This window comes from Micrococcus endophyticus (assembly GCF_014205115.1).
GTDB lineage: Bacteria > Actinomycetota > Actinomycetes > Actinomycetales > Micrococcaceae > Micrococcus > Micrococcus endophyticus.
Window position 1 is genome coordinate 2,693,773 of record NZ_JACHMW010000001.1, and the last position, 17,214, is coordinate 2,710,986.

Annotated in this window: 16 protein-coding genes; 7 read left to right on the plus strand and 9 right to left on the minus strand. The window is 74.9% G+C overall.

What is annotated here, in order from left to right; all coding sequences use genetic code 11:
- Positions 1-17 precede the first annotated feature (17 nt).
- Together HDA33_RS12465 and HDA33_RS12470 are read right to left on the minus strand one after the other, a co-directional pair.
- The gene (locus tag HDA33_RS12465; protein ID WP_184173643.1) at positions 18-545 is read right to left on the minus strand and encodes a nucleoside/nucleotide kinase family protein; all 528 of its coding nucleotides are present in this window, start codon (positions 543-545) and stop codon (positions 18-20) included.
- Positions 542-1,033 (minus strand): MarR family winged helix-turn-helix transcriptional regulator, encoded by a 492-nt coding sequence (locus tag HDA33_RS12470; RefSeq protein ID WP_184173645.1) that lies wholly within the window; start codon positions 1,031-1,033, stop codon positions 542-544. Before HDA33_RS12470 ends, HDA33_RS12465 begins: the two co-directional genes overlap by 4 nt.
- 61 nt (positions 1,034-1,094) lie before the next feature.
- On the opposite strand from HDA33_RS12470, the gene HDA33_RS12475 reads away from it, so the two are divergent.
- Positions 1,095-3,620 carry an MMPL family transporter gene (locus tag HDA33_RS12475; protein ID WP_184173647.1) on the plus strand — a complete coding sequence of 842 codons (2,526 nt, stop codon included), beginning with the start codon at positions 1,095-1,097 and terminating at the stop codon, positions 3,618-3,620.
- A gap of 133 nt (positions 3,621-3,753) precedes the next feature.
- Here HDA33_RS12475 and HDA33_RS12480 read toward each other — a convergent pair whose 3' ends face one another.
- Positions 3,754-4,383 carry a Dps family protein gene (locus HDA33_RS12480; RefSeq protein ID WP_017488495.1) on the minus strand — a complete coding sequence of 210 codons (630 nt, stop codon included), beginning with the start codon at positions 4,381-4,383 and terminating at the stop codon, positions 3,754-3,756.
- A gap of 387 nt (positions 4,384-4,770) precedes the next feature.
- On the opposite strand from HDA33_RS12480, the gene dnaK reads away from it, so the two are divergent.
- The 5 genes from dnaK to HDA33_RS12505 all read left to right on the plus strand — a co-directional run bounded on the left by dnaK (position 4,771) and on the right by HDA33_RS12505 (position 10,141).
- Positions 4,771-6,630, plus strand: a complete 1,860-nt coding sequence (gene dnaK / locus HDA33_RS12485; protein ID WP_184173649.1) for a molecular chaperone DnaK — start codon at positions 4,771-4,773, stop codon at positions 6,628-6,630.
- Positions 6,631-6,792: 162 nt separating this feature from the next.
- On the plus strand, positions 6,793-7,455 hold the full coding sequence (locus tag HDA33_RS12490; protein WP_158494113.1) for a nucleotide exchange factor GrpE: 663 nt from the start codon (positions 6,793-6,795) through the stop codon (positions 7,453-7,455).
- Between the two features lie 66 nt (positions 7,456-7,521).
- Positions 7,522-8,514 (plus strand): DnaJ C-terminal domain-containing protein, encoded by a 993-nt coding sequence (locus HDA33_RS12495; RefSeq protein ID WP_158491662.1) that lies wholly within the window; start codon positions 7,522-7,524, stop codon positions 8,512-8,514.
- Positions 8,511-9,074: a heat shock protein transcriptional repressor HspR gene (locus HDA33_RS12500; RefSeq protein WP_184173651.1), complete on the plus strand. Its 564-nt coding sequence runs from the start codon at positions 8,511-8,513 to the stop codon at positions 9,072-9,074. Before HDA33_RS12495 ends, HDA33_RS12500 begins: the two co-directional genes overlap by 4 nt.
- A 59-nt stretch (positions 9,075-9,133) precedes the next feature.
- Positions 9,134-10,141: an alpha/beta hydrolase gene (locus tag HDA33_RS12505; RefSeq protein ID WP_184173653.1), complete on the plus strand. Its 1,008-nt coding sequence runs from the start codon at positions 9,134-9,136 to the stop codon at positions 10,139-10,141.
- Here the strand turns inward: HDA33_RS12505 and HDA33_RS12510 are convergent.
- From HDA33_RS12510 to HDA33_RS12530, 5 genes are all read right to left on the minus strand, one after another.
- Complete coding sequence (locus HDA33_RS12510; RefSeq protein WP_184173655.1) at positions 10,138-10,599, minus strand: hypothetical protein; 462 nt, start codon at positions 10,597-10,599, stop codon at positions 10,138-10,140. The two genes, HDA33_RS12505 and HDA33_RS12510, sit on opposite strands and share 4 nt — an antisense overlap.
- Positions 10,600-10,602: 3 nt before the next feature.
- The gene (locus HDA33_RS12515) at positions 10,603-12,540 is read right to left on the minus strand and encodes a BCCT family transporter (RefSeq protein ID WP_184173657.1); all 1,938 of its coding nucleotides are present in this window, start codon (positions 12,538-12,540) and stop codon (positions 10,603-10,605) included.
- A 61-nt stretch (positions 12,541-12,601) separates the two neighbouring features.
- Positions 12,602-13,615, minus strand: a complete 1,014-nt coding sequence (gene trmB, locus HDA33_RS12520; RefSeq protein WP_184173659.1) for a tRNA (guanosine(46)-N7)-methyltransferase TrmB — start codon at positions 13,613-13,615, stop codon at positions 12,602-12,604.
- 88 nt (positions 13,616-13,703) lie between these two features.
- A complete protein-coding gene (locus tag HDA33_RS12525; RefSeq protein WP_221433005.1) occupies positions 13,704-15,215 on the minus strand; it encodes a hypothetical protein in 1,512 nt (503 codons plus the stop codon).
- Positions 15,216-15,220: 5 nt separating this feature from the next.
- Complete coding sequence (locus HDA33_RS12530) at positions 15,221-15,976, minus strand: DedA family protein (RefSeq protein WP_184173661.1); 756 nt, start codon at positions 15,974-15,976, stop codon at positions 15,221-15,223.
- Between the two features lie 208 nt (positions 15,977-16,184).
- Between HDA33_RS12530 and HDA33_RS12535 the strand changes: the two genes are divergently transcribed.
- Positions 16,185-16,778: a hypothetical protein gene (locus tag HDA33_RS12535; protein WP_184173663.1), complete on the plus strand. Its 594-nt coding sequence runs from the start codon at positions 16,185-16,187 to the stop codon at positions 16,776-16,778.
- Between the two features lie 78 nt (positions 16,779-16,856).
- Here HDA33_RS12535 and HDA33_RS12540 read toward each other — a convergent pair.
- Positions 16,857-17,214, minus strand: a 358-nt coding sequence (locus tag HDA33_RS12540) for an amino acid ABC transporter ATP-binding protein (RefSeq protein ID WP_184173665.1), incomplete at its 5' end; no start/stop codon positions are given.

Here is a 17,214-nt window from a genome sequence, read left to right on the forward strand (position 1 = left end):
CGTCCGGCCGGCGCCGCTCAGGCGGAGGGGAGCCGCACCACCAGGTCGGCGGCCGCGCGGGGGTCGTGCCGGGCGAGGTAGGCCTCCTCGTGCGCGGCCCACCGCTCCCAGTGCGGGGCGTACGTCTCCCCGTCCCGGGCCAGCGCCCGGGAGCGCCGTGCCGGGGTCTCGAGCTCGAGCCACACCGCCAGGTCCAGCAGCGGGCGGGCGGCGGCGCTGAGGGCCCCGACGCCCTCGCACACCACCACGTCGGCCGGGCCGATCGCCGTCGGCTCCCCGGGGGCGCCGCGGTGCCAGTCCCACGCGCGCCAGGCGGCCGTGCCGTCCGCGTGGAGGGCCCGCAGCGCCGCGGGGTAGGGCCCGCCCTCGTCCACGGCGGCGGCCAGGCCGTCCCAGCCGGGGTACATGGACTCGATCCGCAGCACGGCCACTCGGGCGAACGGGGCGAGTCGCGCGGCGAGGGCGTCCGCGAGGACGGTCTTGCCCGCGCCGGAGCGGCCGTCCACCCCGATCAGGACCGGCCGGCCCGGGCCGGGCCCGCTCATCCGGGCACCGGTGCCGCGGGGGCGTCCGGCGGCGCCTGCAGGGCCGCGGTGGCCGCCTCGATCACCCGCAGGGCCGCGCGCAGCTCCTCGGCGGTGAACGGCGTCAGGGCGCCGCTGATGCGCAGGGACAGGGGCAGGAACGCGGCGGCGCCGTCGCGCCGGGCAGAGTCGGTGTGCTCCACGAGCACGCGGCGGCGGTCCACGTCGTCGCGGCGCCGGCGGGCGTGCCCGGAGGCCACCAGGCGGTCGACGACGGCGGTGGTGGCGGCGCGCGTCAGGTGCAGGTGGGCGCCGAGGTCGGTGGCGGTGACCGGCCGGTCCTCGTCCGCGCACCGCATGAGGTGGGCGAGCGCCTTGAGGTCGGTGCGGTGCAGCCCGATGCCGCGGCCGGCGTCGTCGACCGCGTGCTCCGCCCCCTCGCTGAACGCGCGCAGCGCGTGGACCACGGCGACGTGCTCCGCGGGGTCGGGGGCGGGCTGCGGGGTCATGGGCGGAGTCTAGCCAGGGGCAGGTTGTTCGACCGTCGAACGATCGCCTAGGCTCGGGCCCATGCGCACCCCACCGGACCTCTCCGCCCTCCGCTCCCCGGACGCCCGACGCGCGGCGGGGTCCGCCGACCCGGACTCCGCGGCCGGGCGCCCGGAGGGCCTCGGCGCCTCCGCCGCCGGCCGCGACGGCGAACGCACGGACGGGGGGACGGGCGATCGGACGGGGGAGCGGACGGCCCGGCGCCCCTCCGCGTGGCTGCGCTTCGGCCTCGCTGCCGCCCTGTTCGTGGTGTGGTTGGCGGTGATGGGCCTGGGCGGGCCGACCTTCGGCAAGATCGGCGACGTCTCCTCCAACGACCAGTCCACGTTCCTGCCCGCCTCCGCCGAGTCCACCCGCGCCGGCGAGGAGGCCGCGGCCTTCCGCGGCGGCGAGGCCGTGCCCGCCGTGATCGTGGCCGAGGCCGACCTGTCCGACCCCGCCCAGGCATTCCCGGCGCTGGGGGGCCTCGCCGAGACCCTGCGCGGCGTGGAGGGCGTCACGGACGTGGCCGGGCCGATCCCCGCCGAGGACGGCGAGGCCGTCCAGTTCCTGGCCTTCGTGGACTCCTCCGACGGGGCCGAGCGCGAGGTGGCCGACGTCGTCGAGGACCTCAAGGGGATCCTCGCCGACCCCGCCGCGGCGGACGCCGACCTGGCGGACACCGTGGCCGCGGACGCCGACTGGCACCTCGGCGGCCCGGCCGGCCTGGCCACCGAGCTGGTCGGGGCCTTCGCAGGCATCGACGGGCTACTGCTGCTCGTGGCGCTCGTGGTGGTGTTCGTGATCCTCGTGATCGTCTACCGGTCCGTCCTGCTGCCGATCCTCGTGCTGCTCACCGCCGTGGGCGCGCTGTGCGCCGCCATCCTGGCCGTCTACGGCATGGCGGTGGCCGGCTGGATCCAGCTCAACGGGCAGGCGCAGGGCATCCTCTCGATCCTCGTGATCGGCGCCGCCACGGACTACTGCCTGCTCCTGGTGGCCCGCCACCGCGAGGAGCTGCTCGTGCGCGAGGAGGTCACTGCCTCCCTGCTCGCGGCGGTGCGCGGCTCGTTCGGGGCGATCACCGCCTCGGCCTCCACCGTGGCCCTCGCCCTGCTGATCCTGCTGGTCTCCGACCTGAACTCCAACAGCTCGCTGGGGCCGATCGCCGCCACGGGCATCCTCTTCGCGTGGCTGGCCGCCCTGACCCTGCTGCCCGCGCTGCTGCAGCTGGCCGGCCGCGCCGCCTTCTGGCCCACCGTCCCGTCGCCGGAGAACGCCCGCCGCCGGGCCGCGCGCCGCGCCGAGCGCGGCCGCGCGTTCGTCCAGCCCGAGGACGCCGCTGGCCGTCCCATCGCCGGCCTCGAGGAGGACCACGGCGTGTGGACGAAGGTGGGCGCCGCCGTCGCCCGCCGCCCCCGCCCCGTGTGGCTGGCCACCCTGGCGGTGCTCCTCGTGATGTCCGCGGGGCTCCTGCAGCTGCAGGCCAGCGGCGTGGCCCAGGAGGACGTCCTGCTGGGCGAGTCCGACTCGCGCCAGGCCCAGGCGCTGCTCTCCGAGCACTTCGACGCCGGCTCCGGCGCGCCCGCGCAGATCGTGGCCCCGGCCGAGGACGCCGACGCGGTGCTCGCCGCCGTCGAGGCGGACCCGGGCGTGGCCGAGGCGTCCGTGACCACGGACGAGGCGCCCGCCCCGGCGGGCCCGCCGCCGGGCGTGCTCGAGGGCGGCGCCGAGGGCGCACCCGGCGCCCCGCAGGGTGCGGACGCCCCCGCCGGCCCGCCCCCGGGCGTCACCGGCGGCGGTGAGGGCGCCCCGGCCGAGGGCGGCGCCGGCCGGCCGGAGTCTGCGCCGCAGCCGGATCCCGAGCCGAAGGTGGTGGACGGGACGGTGCTGATCTCCGCCACCCTCGCCGACCCCGGCGAGTCCCTCGCCGCGCAGGCGACGGTGGAGCGGCTGCGGGCCGAGCTGGCCGACGTCGGCTCGGGCGGCGAGGTCCTCGTGGGCGGTCCGGCCGCCCAGGCGCTGGACACCAACACCACCTCGCAGCGGGACCTCGTGGTGGTCATCCCGCTGATCCTGGCGATGCTGCTGGTGATCCTCTCCGTGCTGCTGCGCTCGATCCTGGCCCCGGTGCTGCTCGTGGCGGCCACCGTGATCAGCTTCGGCGCCGCCATGGGCGTCTCCGCGCTCGTGTTCCGGCACGTGTTCGGCTTCGAGAACGCAGACCCGACCGTCCCGCTGTACGGGTTCGTGTTCCTCGTGGCCCTGGGCATCGACTACACGATCTTCCTCATGACGCGGGCGCGCGAGGAGACCCCGCGCCACGGCACCCGGGCCGGTGTGCTCCGGGCGCTCACCGTGACCGGCGGCGTGATCACCTCCGCGGGCGTGGTGCTGGCCGCGACGTTCGCCGCGCTCGCGGTGATCCCGCTGATGTTCATGCTCCAGCTCGCGTTCATCGTGGCGTTCGGCGTGCTGCTGGACACCCTCGTGGTGCGCACACTTCTCATCCCGGCGCTCGTGCGGGACATCGGCCCGAAGGTCTGGTGGCCGGCCCGGGAGGAGTGAGCCGCCGGGGCGGCGGGCGTGTCCGGCCGCGCCGCCCCGGACACGGACGAGGGGCCCGACCGCGCGTGCGGTCGGGCCCCTCGGGCTGTGCTCGGACTCGCCCGGGGTGCCGGGGCGTCTCAGCGGGGGAGCGTCACTTCTTCTTGGCCTTCTTCGCCGCACCCTTCTTCGCCGCACCCTTCGTCGGGGCGGGCGCCTTCTGGGCGCCGCTCACGCGGGCGGCCGCGACGGTCTCGCGGGTGGCGCCGGCATGGCTGAGATCCCCGTCCACCGTGGTGAGGAACGAGCGCATGAACCACTGGAACAGCTCCAGCTCGGCGACCTGGCCGATCAGCATGTCCTCGGACACGGGGTCGAGCTCGCCCACGGTCTCGATCGCGGCGCGGTGGTCGGTGACCACGCCGTCGTACACGAGGTCGAGGGCGGCCAGGTGCTCGAGGGTGCTGGCACGGCCCAGCGCGTAGTCGTCCCACGTGCGGGCGGCGACGAGGGCGCCGGGGGTGCCCTCGGGGGACACGCCCAGGGTGGCGATGCGCTCGGCGACGACGTCGACCATCGCGCGGACGGTCTCGATCTGCGGGTCGAGCATCTCGTGGACCCCGATGAAGCCGGGGCCGACCACGTTCCAGTGGGCGTGCTTGAGGGTGAGCTGGAGGTCGTTCAGGGCGTGGAGCCGACCCTGCAGGATCTCGGCCACGCGGTGGCCGTTCTTGAGGGCCAGTCCCGGGACGGTGAAGGCGGCGTCGTTCTTCTCGGCGGCCATGGGGTGTCTCCTTCTGTCTCGATCGAGTCCGGCGCCGGTGCGGCGTCGGTCCTGATGAGGCTGATCCAACACCCGGAGGCGCGGCCCGGGACAGGGTTGGCCGCCGTCCCGGTGCCGGGATCAGCGACCGGCGAACAGCCCGCTCGGCACGCCGCCGCACGCCCGCACGCGGGGGCGGGACGACGACGGCGGGCCCGGGAATGGATCCGCCGCGGCGGGCGTTGGACCGGGCAGACAGAAATGTGAGTGAAGTCGACTCAGGTTCATTTGACAGGCCACCGCCCCGGTGGCAACCTGAGTCGAGACGGCTCAAGCCCTCCGGCCCGGGTCTCCGGTCCCGCAGGGCGCAGGCCTCCCGCTTCACCGTCAGACAGGAAGGACCCCACCATGTCCCGTGCAGTCGGCATCGACCTCGGCACCACCAACTCCGTCGTATCCGCCCTCGAGGGTGGCGACCCGGTCGTCATCGCGAACGCCGAGGGCGCCCGCACCACCCCGTCCGTCGTCGCGTTCTCCAAGGGCGGGGACGTCCTGGTCGGCGAGGTCGCCAAGCGCCAGGCCGTCAACAACCCCGAGCGCACCTACGCGTCCGTCAAGCGCCACATGGGCACCGACTGGACCACCGAGGTGGACGGCAAGAAGTACACCCCGCAGGAGATCTCGGCCCGCACGCTGATGAAGCTCAAGCACGACGCCGAGGAGTACCTGGGCGAGAAGGTCACCGACGCGGTGATCACCGTGCCCGCCTACTTCAACGACGCCGAGCGCCAGGCCACCAAGGAGGCCGGCGAGATCGCGGGCCTGAACGTCACGCGCATCATCAACGAGCCCACTGCGGCCGCCCTGGCCTACGGCTTGGAGAAGGGCAAGGAGGACGAGCTCATCCTGGTCTTCGACCTGGGCGGCGGCACCTTCGACGTGTCCCTGCTCGAGGTCGCCAAGGACGAGGACGACTTCGCCACCATCCAGGTGCGCGCCACCGCCGGCGACAACCGCCTCGGCGGCGATGACTGGGACCAGCGGATCGTGGACTGGCTGCTCCAGCAGGCCAAGTCCAAGGGCGCGGACCTGTCCAAGGACAAGATCGCCCTGCAGCGTCTGAAGGAGGCCGCGGAGCAGGCCAAGAAGGAGCTCTCCTCGGCCACCTCCACCAGCATCTCGCTGCAGTACCTGTCCGTGACCCCCGAGGGCCCGGTGCACCTGGACGAGCACCTCTCCCGCGCCAAGTTCCAGGACCTCACCAAGGACCTGCTCGAGCGCACTCGCAAGCCGTTCGAGGACGTCATCAAGGAGGCCGGTGTTAAGGTCTCCGACATCGACCACGTGGTCCTCGTCGGGGGTTCCACCCGCATGCCCGCCGTCTCCGACCTGGTGAAGGAGCTGACCGGCGGCAAGGAGCCCAACAAGAGCGTGAACCCGGACGAGGTCGTCGCCATCGGCGCCGCGGTGCAGGCCGGCGTGCTCGCCGGCGAGCGCAAGGACGTGCTCCTGATCGACGTGACCCCGCTGTCGCTGGGCATCGAGACCAAGGGCGGCGTGATGGCCAAGCTCATCGAGCGCAACACGGCCATCCCGACCAAGCGCTCCGAGACGTTCACCACGGCCGAGGACAACCAGCCCTCCGTGTCCATCCAGGTCTTCCAGGGCGAGCGCGAGTTCACCCGGGACAACAAGGCGCTGGGCACCTTCGAGCTGACCGGCATCGCCCCGGCCCCGCGCGGCATGCCCCAGATCGAGGTCACCTTCGACATCGACGCGAACGGCATCGTGCACGTCTCCGCGAAGGACAAGGGCACCGGCACCGAGCAGTCGATGACCATCACGGGCGGCTCCTCGCTGTCCAAGGAGGACATCGACCGCATGGTCAAGGACGCCGAGGCCCACGCGGACGAGGACAAGAAGCGCCGTGAGGCCGCCGACCGCCGCAACCAGGCGGAGCAGTCCGCGTACTCCGTGGACAAGCTCCTGCAGGACAACGCGGACAAGCTGCCCGAGGACGTCAAGACCGAGGTGCAGGCCGACGTCGACGCCCTGAAGGCCGCCCTGGAGAAGCAGGACAACGACGACGAGGTCGCCGCCGCGTTCGAGAAGCTCCAGGCCTCCCAGGTCAAGATCGGCGAGGCCCTCTACGCCCAGCAGGGCGCGGAGTCGGCCGACGCCGGCGCCGAGTCCGCCGCCCCGCAGGGCGACGACGAGGACATCGTCGACGCCGAGGTGGTCGACGAGGACGACGAGAAGAAGGCCTGACACCCCCGGTGCCGGGGCGGGCGTCCACGCCCGCCCCGCCCGGAGGCCCACGACGCCGGCGGGCCGGCCCGGCAGCGCCCCTGCCGGGCCGGCCCGCCGGCCTTCCCGCACCACCCCCGCGCGGCGGACCCGCCGCGCCCACCCGCTTCGAAAGGACACACCATGAGCGCCGACCAGCAGCGTCCGCACGGCTCCTCCGACGCCGAGCGCGGCTCCGAGGAGGAGCCCATCGTGTTCAACGACCGTCGCCGCATCGACCCCGAGACCGGTGAGCCCCGGGTCTCCGCCGAGAGCGCGGCCGAGCAGGCCGAGGACGGCGACGCCCTCACCCAGGCCGAGCGCATCCTCGACGAGGCCGGCGCGCAGGCCGGGACCGAGGCGCCGCAGCCCGCGGCGTCGGACCGCGAGGCCGAGCTCGAGACCGACCTGCGCCGCCTCCAGGCGGAGTACGTGAACTACAAGCGCCGCGTGGACCGCGACCGCGCCCTCGCCCAGGACCTCGGCGTGCTCAAGGCCGTCACCGCGCTGCTGCCGGTGCTCGACGACCTCGACGCCGCCCGCGCCGCCGGCGATCTCACGGACGGCCCCTTCGCCGCCATCGCGACCAAGCTGGACACCGCCCTGGCCGGCCTCGGCCTCGAGCGGCACGACCAGGAGGCCCTGGCCGGCGTCGAGTTCGACCCGTCCGTGCACGAGGCCGTCATGCGCCAGCCTCACGCGGAGGTCCCCGCGGACCACGTGGTCCAGGTCTTCCGCAACGGCTACGTCCGGGACGGCCGCGTGCTGCGCGCCGCCCAGGTGATGGTCTCCGCCGGAGACGAGTGACCCGCTCGGCCGGCGCCCGCCCGGCGCCGGCCGATCCCCTGACCGACTGACCCGAGAGGAGGCACCATGGCCTCGCAGGACTGGATGGACAAGGACTTCTACGCGACCCTCGGGGTGTCCAAGGACGCCTCCGAAGCGGACGTCAAGAAGGCCTACCGCAAACTCGCTCGCACCCACCACCCGGACCAGAACCCCGGGGACGAGGCGGCCGAGAAGAAGTTCAAGGAGATCTCGGAGGCGTACGCCGTCCTGAGCGACCCCCAGGAGCGCCAGGAGTACGACGCGATCCGCGCGATGGGCGGCGGCGCCCGGTTCTCCGCCCCGGGCGGTGCCGGCGGCGGCGGCTTCGAGGACGTCTTCGGCGGCATGTTCGGAGGCGGGGGCGGCCCCCGCACCACGCAGTCCGGGCCCGACCTGTCGGACCTGTTCGGCGGGATGTTCGGCGGCGCCGCCGGCCAGACCGGCGGCTTCGGCCCCGGCGGCTTCGGCGATGCCGGCTACGCGCGGCCGCGCCCCACGAAGGGCGCGGACCGCACCGCCACCACCACGATCTCCTTCCGCGGCTCGATCCAGGGCACCACGGTGTCCCTGCGCGCTGCGGACGGCGAGACGATCGAGGTGAAGATCCCGAAGGGCATCCGCGACGGCCAGAAGGTCCGTGCCCGCGGCAAGGGCGCGCCCGGTGCGGCCGGCCGCGGCGACCTGCTGGTCACCGTGCACGTGCGCGAGCACGAGTTCTTCCACCGGGACGGGGACGACCTGCGCATCACCGTGCCCGTCACCTTCCCCGAGGCCGCCCTCGGGGCCACGATCGAGGTGCCCACGCTGGAGCGCCCCGTGAAGATGAAGGTGCCGGCGGGCTCCCAGTCCGGCCGCGTGCTGCGCCTGAAGGGCCGCGGTGTCGAGCGCGGGACGACGACGGGTGATCTGCTCGTGGAGCTGCACGTCACCGTGCCCACCGAGCTCAACGACGACGCCCGCGCCGCCGTCGAGGCCCTGCAGTCCGCCCTGGCCGGCGACGATCCGCGGCGGGAGCTGGCCCGGAAGGCCGCCTGGTGAGCGCCCGCGACGGCGCCGCCCGGGCGGACCGGGGCCGCGAGCGGGGTCTTGACCGGAACGCCCCCGTCTTCGTGGTCTCCGTGGCCGCCGAGATGGCGGGCATGCACCCGCAGACCCTGCGCCAGTACGACCGGCTCGGCCTCGTGGTCCCCGCGCGCCAGGGCGGACGGCACCGCCGCTACTCCCTGGCCGACGTCGAGCGGCTGCAGACCGTGCAGGCCCTGAGCCGCGAAGGCATCTCGCTGGAGGGCATCCGCCGCGTGATCGCGCTGCAGCGCGAGGTCGAGCAGCTGCAGGACACCGTGGTCGAGCTGGCGGCCCAGGTGGACCGCCTCCACCACGCCTCCCGCCTGGCCCGCGTCTTCACCGTGGGCTCCGGCGGCGACGTCTCGGCCCGCTATCCGAATCGCGCCGAGGCCCGCCAGGACGCCCGCCGCGAGGCCGCCGGGGAGGACGCCGGACGGGCGCACCCCGCGCCGCGCTCCGCCGTCGTGCGCGCGCTGCCCACCGGCACGGCCCGCCCCCGCCGGGTGCTCGTGTGGAACCCGCCGCAGGACTGAGCCCGGCCGCGTTCGGTGCCGCCGGGCGCGCCCGCGCGGTCGCCCGGCTCCGGGCGGACATGGCCCGGCGCCAGGAGCTCGGGGCCCGCGCGCGCAGCGCCCTGGACGGGATCGTCCACGCGCTCAAGCCCGCCGGCATGGACCCCGGGCTGCCGGCCCGGCACCTGCTGGGCTACGCGCTGGAGGGACCGGACGGCCCGTGGGCCGTGGTGGCCGCCGGGGATCCGGCCGAGGCCACGCACCTGACCTGGCTCGTCTCCGGCATGGGCATCCGCCCACACACCGCCATGTGGGGCACGGCCCGCGAGGCCGCCCAGCTGGCCGCCGCCCAGCGGGCCGCCGGCGCCCCCCGCCCCGCGGTGCTGGCCTGGCTCGGCTACGCAGCCCCCACCCCGTGGCGGGTCCTCCTGGACGGGCCCGGCCGTCGAGGCGGCGAGCGCCTCGCCGACGACGTCGCCGCCTGGTGGGACTTCGCCCGGGCCGGCGCCGGGGACCCCGACGACGACGGCCGCCCGCCCCTGCGCGCCCGTGGCACCGCGCTGCACGGGGCGATCGAGGCGCACTCCTACGGCTCCCTCGTGGCCGGGCACGCGCTGCGCCTGCTGGTCGAAGCGGGGCTGCAGCCGGACGACGTCGAGGAACCCGAGGACGCCGTCGCCGAGGCAGGTGCCCAGGACACCGCCCGCTACGCCGCCCGGCCGGCCGAGCGCCCGGTCGAGGCGCTTGTGGTCTCGGGGGCCGTGGGCCTGCCCGCCGCGCTCGCGGCCCGGGCGGGCCGGCTCGGCCTGCCCTCGGGCCGCGTGTTCCGCGCCCAGGCCCCGGGCGACGTGCTGGCCCGCGTGGGCCGTGCCCTGGGCCGACGCCGGGACTGGACGGACGCCGTCCTGCTGCCGGTGACCCCGCGGCCGGGGCTCGAGGGCGCGGCCGTGCACGGCCACCGCACCGCCCGCTGGTCGCCCGCGGCCGGGGCGGACGCCCCGCGCGGCTACCGCGACCCCGGTACGGTGACCCTCGCGGCCACGGCCCGCGTCACGGCCGGCCTGCCGCTGCCGCCGGAGGCCTCCTAGGGGGCGAACGCCCGCGGCCATCCGGGCAGGGCAGGGCCGACGACGGGCCCGGTGACGCTCGCGTCTATGACCACGCGCGCGGCCTCGAGGGTGTAGAGGTCGTCCTCCAGCTGCGTCCGCGTCACCATGGCCAACACGCTGTGGGTCGGGGAGAACCACGGCCAGTCCCGTTCCCGGGTGAAGCCCGGCTGCCCGGTGGACGGAGGGACCACCAGGCGCTCGCGTCCCGTACGGGGGTTGTAGGACAGATCGCACGCCGCTGATGTCGCCTCGAAGCGGCCGTCGCGGCCGCGGGCCCGGACCTCGTACAGCTCGGGCACTGACAGGTTCGGGGTCACGCGGCGCACCCGCGCCTCGATCGGGAACGTCATGCGGTGATCGCGGGTCGCGGCGACGACGGCGGCGAGCGCCAGTCCGGACTCCCCGTCGTGACGAGCCCGCTGCGTGGGCGTACCCATGGCCTACGGCCGCTCCACGGTCCGGGCCGCCGTGGAGGCGTCAGGCGACGGAGACGGCGGGGTGCCGTCGGACGTCGGAGCCGTGGGGACGTCGACGTCCGGGGCGTCCTCCGCCGGCGCCCCGTCGTCGTCGGGCGTCCAGCCGTCCGCCCACGTGCCGGTCTCGTAGTCGTAGTCGACGGGGTTGCCGTCCTCGTCCGTGCGCCGGTACCAGTCGGTGACCTCCTCGGCGGTGGAGTCGAAGTCCGCGCCGGCTCCGCGGCCGGAGGGGGCGCGGCGGACGGCGATCTCGAAGTCGTCGCCGTACTCCTCGATGCCGCGGCGGGCCGCGTTGGACAGGGCCGTGTCCGCGTAGTCCCCGCGGATGGCGGAGGGGTCCGTGGACAGGTCCTTGAGGAACGCGACGATCATCAGGATCAACACGATCGAGAACGGCAGCGCGATGAGGATGGTGAGGTTCTGCAGCGCCGCGAGGGTGTCCTCGCCGCCGGCCAGGAGCATCACCACGGCGATGCCCATCATCATCAGGCCCCAGAACGCGGTCACCGTCCGCCGTGGCGCGGGGTCACCGCGCGAGGAGAGCGTGCCCATCACCACGGAGGCCGAGTCCGCGGAGGTGACGAAGAAGATCGCGAGGATCGCCATCACCACGAACGGCGTGATCTCGGCGAGCGGCAGGCGGTCGAAGAGGGCGAACAGCTGCGCCTCGGGGCTCGCGGCGCCGTCGAAGGCGGCCTCGCCCTGGCGGCGCATCCAGATGGAGGCGCCGCCCAGCACGGTGAAGGCGAAGACCAGGATGGAGGTGGGCACGGCCAGCACGACGGCCACGAACTCGCGCAGGGTGCGGCCGCGGGAGATGCGGGCCAGGAAGACGCCCACGAACGGGGTCCACGCGATCCACCAGGCCCAGTAGAAGGCGGTCCACCAGGACTGGAACTCCACCGTGGCCGCGCCCCAGGACAGCGATCGGCCGGACATCTCCAGGAAGCGGTCCGCGTACTCCACCACGCCCGAAGGGATGAGGTTGAGCAGGAACAGGGTGGGGCCGGCGATGAACACGAACAGCACCATGCCCAGGGTGAGCACGATGTTCGTGGTGGACAGGTAACGGATGCCGCGGGACACCCCGGAGACGGCGGACACCACGAACGCCACCGTGAGCACCGCGATGATGACGATCAGCAGCGTGTTGGAGACCCCGTCCAGCCCGGCCACGATCTGCACGCCCTGGCCGATCTGGACGGCGGCCAGCCCGAGCGTGGCGGCGGTGCCGAACAGGGTGGCCACGATCGCGAACATGTCCACGATCCGGCCGGCGGTGCCCTCGGCCTGCCGCGCGCCGAACAGGCTGCGGAACACGGAGGAGATGAGCGTGACGCGCCCGCGCCGGTAGGAGCTGTAGGCGATCGCCCCGCCCACCAGCGCGTACATGGCCCACGCGCTCACGCCCCAGTGGAAGTGGGACTGCGCCATGGCCATGTGCAGGGCCTGCGGGGTCTCGGCCGCCGCGGTGTGCGGCGGCGGGGACAGGTAGTGGGCCAGCGGCTCAGAAGGACCGTAGAAGAAGATGCCCACGCCGATGCCGGCGCCGAACATCATGGACACCCAGGCGAAGCGGGAGAACTCGGGGCGTTCGTCGTCGCGGCCCAGCCGGATCCGGCCGAAGCGGGAGAAGCCGATGTACAGCATCGCGATCACGGCGAGCCCGACGGCGGCGTTGAGCAGCCAGCCCGCGTTGGTCATCGCCCAGCCGAACGCGGCGGAGGAGGCGGCGCCCACGCTCGCGGGGGCGAGCAGGCCCCACGCGACGAACGCGACGACGAGCACGGCGGTGATGCCGAAGACCACAGGGTCCAGCCCGAAGCGATGGCGGTTCTCGTCCACCGCGATGCCGGGGACCAGACCCGGATGGGTGTCGTGGGGATAGTGTGCGGGGTCCATGGGAGGTCCTTCGATCGATGGCGGTGGAGAGTCGTGGCGGAGCGTCGCGGCGGGGCGTGCCTCAGCGCCGGGCGTACGACAGGTCAAACACGAGGCGGCCGGCGCGGCGGGACTTGGCCTCGAAGCTGGTGACGGGCCGACCCTCGAACCGGGGCGCCCAGCCGCCCTCGTGGTCCACGGGGTCTTCGGCGACGGCGGCCTCGAGCGCCTCGCCCAGGCCCGCGCGCAGGGGCCGCTCGTCCTCGGCGGCGCTCTCCCAGCCGGCCGGCAGCGGCTGCGCCCCGACCTCGGCCTCGCGGCCCTCCCGGCGCACCCGCGTCAGGGGGGACTCCTCGCCGGCGGCCCGGCCGGGGTGCAGGTTCTTGAACTCGGGGTGGGCCTCCATGACCTCGCGCATCCGGACCGCGTAGCCGGACCAGTCCGTGGCCAGGCGAAGCACGCCCCCGGGGGCCAGCACGCGGGCCACGCGGTCCGCGAAGGCGGGGGAGACGAGACGGCGCTTGTGGTGGCGCTTCTTGTGCCACGGGTCCGGGAAGAACACCCACACCTCGGACACCGAGCCCGGCGCGAGCAGGTGGTCCATCAGCTCCGGCGCGTTGGCCTCCACGGCGCGCACGTTCTCCAGGCCGCCCTGCTCCACGCGGGTCATCAGCGCGGCCAGGCCCGGCACGTACACCTCCACGGCGAGCACGTTCCAGTCCGGCCGGTCCGCGGCCGCCTGGGCGGTGGACTCGCCCAGGCCCGAGCCGATGTCCACCAGCAGGGGCGCCCGCCGGCCGAAGGCCGCGTCCCAGTCCAGGCGCGCGTCCCGGGCCACGGACGTGGCGCCCCGCTCGCGCGGCACGTCCACGAGCACCCGCTGCGCCTGACGGTCCCACACGGCCTGGCGGCCGGAGTTCAGGCGGGCGCCGCGGCGCACGAAGGAGACCGGCTCCCGGCGCATGAGCGCGGGGTCCTTGTCCCGGTTGTGGTCGTGCTCGTGGGCGCGCTCGTGGGGCGCGAGGACGCCGTCACGGCCGTCGTCGGCGGGGGTGTCACGGGAGGGGGCGTCGGGGGCGGGAGGCTGCTCAGTCATCGCCTCGATCCTCCCACGGGCCCGGACACGGCTCCGGCGCCCCCGTCCGAGGCGGTCGGACGGGGGCGCCGGAGGGCGTCGGGTCAGGTCAGGGCGCGGGGGAGGAGCTGGGCGCCGGCGGGCCGGGCACGCCCCGGTCCGAGGGCGGCCCGGGCACCCCGGGGTCGGACGGCCGGCCCGGCGCGCCCGGGGTCCCGGGGCCGGAGGCGCTCGTGGCGCTCGGCTGCGGCGTCGTCGGCTCCGGCTCGGGCTCCGGCTCCGGGTCGGTCGGCGGGGCCGTGGTCCCCGTCTCGGTCGGGGTCGGGGTGGGCGTCGTGGGCGTCGGCGTGGGATTCGACGGCGTCGGCGTGGGCGTCGGGCTGGTCGGCGTCGGCGTGGGCGTCGGGCTGGTCGGCGTCGGCGTGGGAGTCGACGGGGTCGGCGTCGGCGTGGGTGTCGGGCTGGTCGGCGCCGGGCGCGGGGGCGCCGTCGTCGTCGAGGGGTCGGGCTCCGGGGCGGTCGGCGCGGAGGTGGTGGGGTCCGAGGTGGTGGGGTCCGGGGTGGTGGGGTCCGGCAATGGGGCCGGCGCCGTTGTCCCCGGGCGGGAGGAGGGCGGGGCCGAGGAGGTGGACGGGTCGCGGTCCCCGCCCGGGTCGACGGACGGGGCCGTCGTCGTGGGGTCCGGCACCGGCACGCGCGGCGGGACCGGGGCGCCGGTCGCCTCCGGGGTCCACGAGGACTCGGCCGGTTCGGGGGCCGACGTCGACGGCGACGGCGTGGAGCGGTCCGGCAGGCGCAGGTCCGCGGGCGTCCGCGCGGCGTCCGTGGCGGCGTCGCCGAGGTCCGAGAGCCACGGGGCGGCCGTGTCCCGCGGAATGCGCACGGTGAGGACACCGGCGGCGGCCGGGGCCATGGACGCCTGGTCCGCCTCCAGCATCACGCTGCCGTCCGGCAGCAGCACCACGGCGTCCCAGATGCGGCGGTTCTCCACCAGCTCCGGGGAGTCCACGGCCGAGGCGAGGCGCTCGCGGACCACGTCCGGGTCGTTCTTCATGCGCTGGCGGACCTCGGTGCGGAACGCGTCCCAGCCCTCGTCCGTGAAGAGGTCCCGGGTCTCGAGCACCCGGTCCTCGCGGGCCGAGTACCAGACCACGTGCGAGCTGGAGACGGAGTCCGTGCCCCGGGTCTCCGTGGAGAGCAGGCGGGCCGCGGCGATGTCCTCGCCCACCACGGCGAGCCGGGGCTGCACCTCCAGGCGGGGGTCCGCGCCGCGGTCCGTGTCCCGGCGGTAGTCGTCGATCTGGCCGCGCACGGAGCCGGCCATGGCCTCCGTCCAGGCGGGCGCCTCGGGCACCTGCAGCCACGCGCCGCGGTGGTCCGGGTCCGTGCCCTCGAGGACGGCGATGCTCGCGCCCGGCACCTGGTCCAGGTCCAGGGAGGGCACGTCCACGGTGAAGGGCGCCATGTCCATGGGCGGCAGCGCGGTGGCCGACGCCGTGGACGGGGCGGGCTCCGGCGCGGGCTCGGTGCGCGCGCACGCGCTCAGCGCCACCAGCGCGACGGCGGCCAGGCCCAGGGCGGCGCGGGCGCGGCGGGCGGAGGGGGAGGCGGGGGTGCTCATGGGCTTCACTTCCGGTGGTCGGAGCTCTCCAGGATGGCGTCGACGCGGGCGGCCATCTCGTCCGCGGTGGGCTGGTGCCAGTCCGGGTCCTTGGCGCGGCGGGCGTTGCGGCGCAGGCGCAGCACGACCCACACCACGAGGAACGCCAGGATCAGGACGACCACGACGTTGGAGAAGACGTCGGCGTAGTCGGAGACGAGGTGGAACCGCTCGCCGAGGGCGTAGCCGCCGTACACGAAGATCGCGTTCCAGATCAGGGAGCCGAGCGTGGTGAAGAGGGTGAACATGCCCAGGTGCATGCGCTCGATGCCGGCCGGGATGGAGATCAGAGACCGGAACACGGGGACCATGCGGCCCAGGAACACCGTCCAGTAGCCGTAGCGGGCGAACCAGCGCTCGGTCTTGGCCACGTCCTCCACATCCACCAGGGGCATGCGGTCCGCGATCCGGTACATGCGTCGGCGGCCCAGCAGCGCCCCGATCCCGTACAGCGCCAGGGCGCCGGTGACCGAGCCGACGGTGGCCCAGAGGAACGCGGCGAGGGGGCTGAACGCCCCGCCGGCGGCGGTGAACCCGGCCAGGGGCAGGATCAGCTCGGAGGGGATGGGCGGGAAGATGTTCTCCGCGAACACCGCCAGGCCCACGCCCACGGGGCCGACGGCCTCCATGATGTCTACGACGACGTTGCCGAGCCAGCCGTAGTCGGCGTCGGCGGTCGCGGTGGAGGCGGCCAGGGTCAACGGGGTCACGGGGGCGAGCATGCCCTCCATTGTCCACCATCGCACCGGGCACGGCGCCGGGCGGGCGACGGCGACGGGCCGTCGTCGTCCGCTCTGCGCGCACACGCCCGCCCGGGCGGGCGGGAAACGGCGCCCCGTTGGTAGGCTCGCACTGCTGACCGCTCACCGATCCGTTCGCGCCACACCCGTTCAAGGTGCCTGCCGCGGGCCCTACTGGAAGGAAGACTCCATGAGCATCGTCCAGATTCCGCTGCGCCTGGCCTCCGGCGCGTTCATCCTGAACTCCGGCCTCAACAAGCGCAACATCTCCGAGGAGCAGGCCGCAGGCATGCGGGACATGGGTGCGCAGGGCGTGCCCTACCTGGCCAAGCTGACCCCGGCCCAGTTCAAGAACTTCATCGTGGCCACCGAGGTCGGCACCGGCGCCGCCCTGCTGGCGCCGTTCGTGCCCGGCTGGCTCGCCGGCTCGGCCCTGACCGCCTTCTCCGGCGGCCTGATGTCCATGTACCTGAACACCCCGGCCATGACCGAGAAGGACGGCGTGCGCCCCTCGCAGGAGGGCACCGGCGTCGCCAAGGACGTGTTCCTGCTCGGCTCCGGCCTGGCCATCGCCGCCGACTCCGTGGCCAACCGCTCCGGCAAGCGCCGCAAGGCCGCCAAGAAGCGCGCCGCCCGCATCGGCAACGCCCGTGACGCCAAGGTGCAGGCCATCCGCGACGCCCAGGACGAGAAGGTCGCCGCGATCCACGCCGCCCGCGACGAGCAGGTCGCCGCGCTGCGCGAGGCCCGCGAGGAGCTGAAGAAGCTGCGCACGAAGGCCTGATCCTTCCCCGCACGCCAGAGGGGCCCCGCCCGGACCGCACGGTCCGGACGGGGCCCCTCTGCCGTGGGGCTGACGCCCTCAGAGGTCGATCTCTGTGGGGTGCAGCACGCGGCGCAGGAAGTCCTGGGTGCGCGGCTGCTGTGGGTCGGCGATAAGCGCGGCCGCGGGGCCGGTCTCCACCACCACGCCGGCGTCCATGAACACCACGCGGTCGGCCACCTCGCGGGCGAAGCCCATCTCGTGCGTCACCACGAGCATGGTCATGCCGTCGCGGGCGAGCTGGCGCATGATCGCGAGCACCTCGCCCACCGTCTCGGGGTCCAGGGCCGAGGTGGGCTCGTCGAAGAGCATCAGCTGCGGGTCCATGGCCAGCGCGCGGGCGATGGCCACGCGCTGCTGCTGGCCGCCCGAGAGCTGGTCCGGGAAGCGGTCCTCG

What these genes read in the sequence shown, in the direction of transcription:
- HDA33_RS12465 (WP_184173643.1), bottom strand. Translation starts at nt 545, where the DNA reads ATGAGCGGGCCCGGCCCGGGCCGGCCGGTCCTGATCGGGGTGGACGGC.
- HDA33_RS12470 (WP_184173645.1), bottom strand. Translation starts at nt 1,033, where the DNA reads ATGACCCCGCAGCCCGCCCCCGACCCCGCGGAGCACGTCGCCGTGGTC.
- HDA33_RS12475 (WP_184173647.1), top strand. Translation starts at nt 1,095, where the DNA reads ATGCGCACCCCACCGGACCTCTCCGCCCTCCGCTCCCCGGACGCCCGA.
- HDA33_RS12480 (WP_017488495.1), bottom strand. Translation starts at nt 4,383, where the DNA reads ATGGCCGCCGAGAAGAACGACGCCGCCTTCACCGTCCCGGGACTGGCC.
- dnaK (WP_184173649.1), top strand. Translation starts at nt 4,771, where the DNA reads ATGTCCCGTGCAGTCGGCATCGACCTCGGCACCACCAACTCCGTCGTA.
- HDA33_RS12490 (WP_158494113.1), top strand. Translation starts at nt 6,793, where the DNA reads ATGAGCGCCGACCAGCAGCGTCCGCACGGCTCCTCCGACGCCGAGCGC.
- HDA33_RS12495 (WP_158491662.1), top strand. Translation starts at nt 7,522, where the DNA reads ATGGCCTCGCAGGACTGGATGGACAAGGACTTCTACGCGACCCTCGGG.
- HDA33_RS12505 (WP_184173653.1), top strand. Translation starts at nt 9,134, where the DNA reads ATGGCCCGGCGCCAGGAGCTCGGGGCCCGCGCGCGCAGCGCCCTGGAC.
- HDA33_RS12510 (WP_184173655.1), bottom strand. Translation starts at nt 10,599, where the DNA reads ATGGGTACGCCCACGCAGCGGGCTCGTCACGACGGGGAGTCCGGACTG.
- HDA33_RS12515 (WP_184173657.1), bottom strand. Translation starts at nt 12,540, where the DNA reads ATGGACCCCGCACACTATCCCCACGACACCCATCCGGGTCTGGTCCCC.
- trmB (WP_184173659.1), bottom strand. Translation starts at nt 13,615, where the DNA reads ATGACTGAGCAGCCTCCCGCCCCCGACGCCCCCTCCCGTGACACCCCC.
- HDA33_RS12525 (WP_221433005.1), bottom strand. Translation starts at nt 15,215, where the DNA reads ATGAGCACCCCCGCCTCCCCCTCCGCCCGCCGCGCCCGCGCCGCCCTG.
- HDA33_RS12530 (WP_184173661.1), bottom strand. Translation starts at nt 15,976, where the DNA reads ATGCTCGCCCCCGTGACCCCGTTGACCCTGGCCGCCTCCACCGCGACC.
- HDA33_RS12535 (WP_184173663.1), top strand. Translation starts at nt 16,185, where the DNA reads ATGAGCATCGTCCAGATTCCGCTGCGCCTGGCCTCCGGCGCGTTCATC.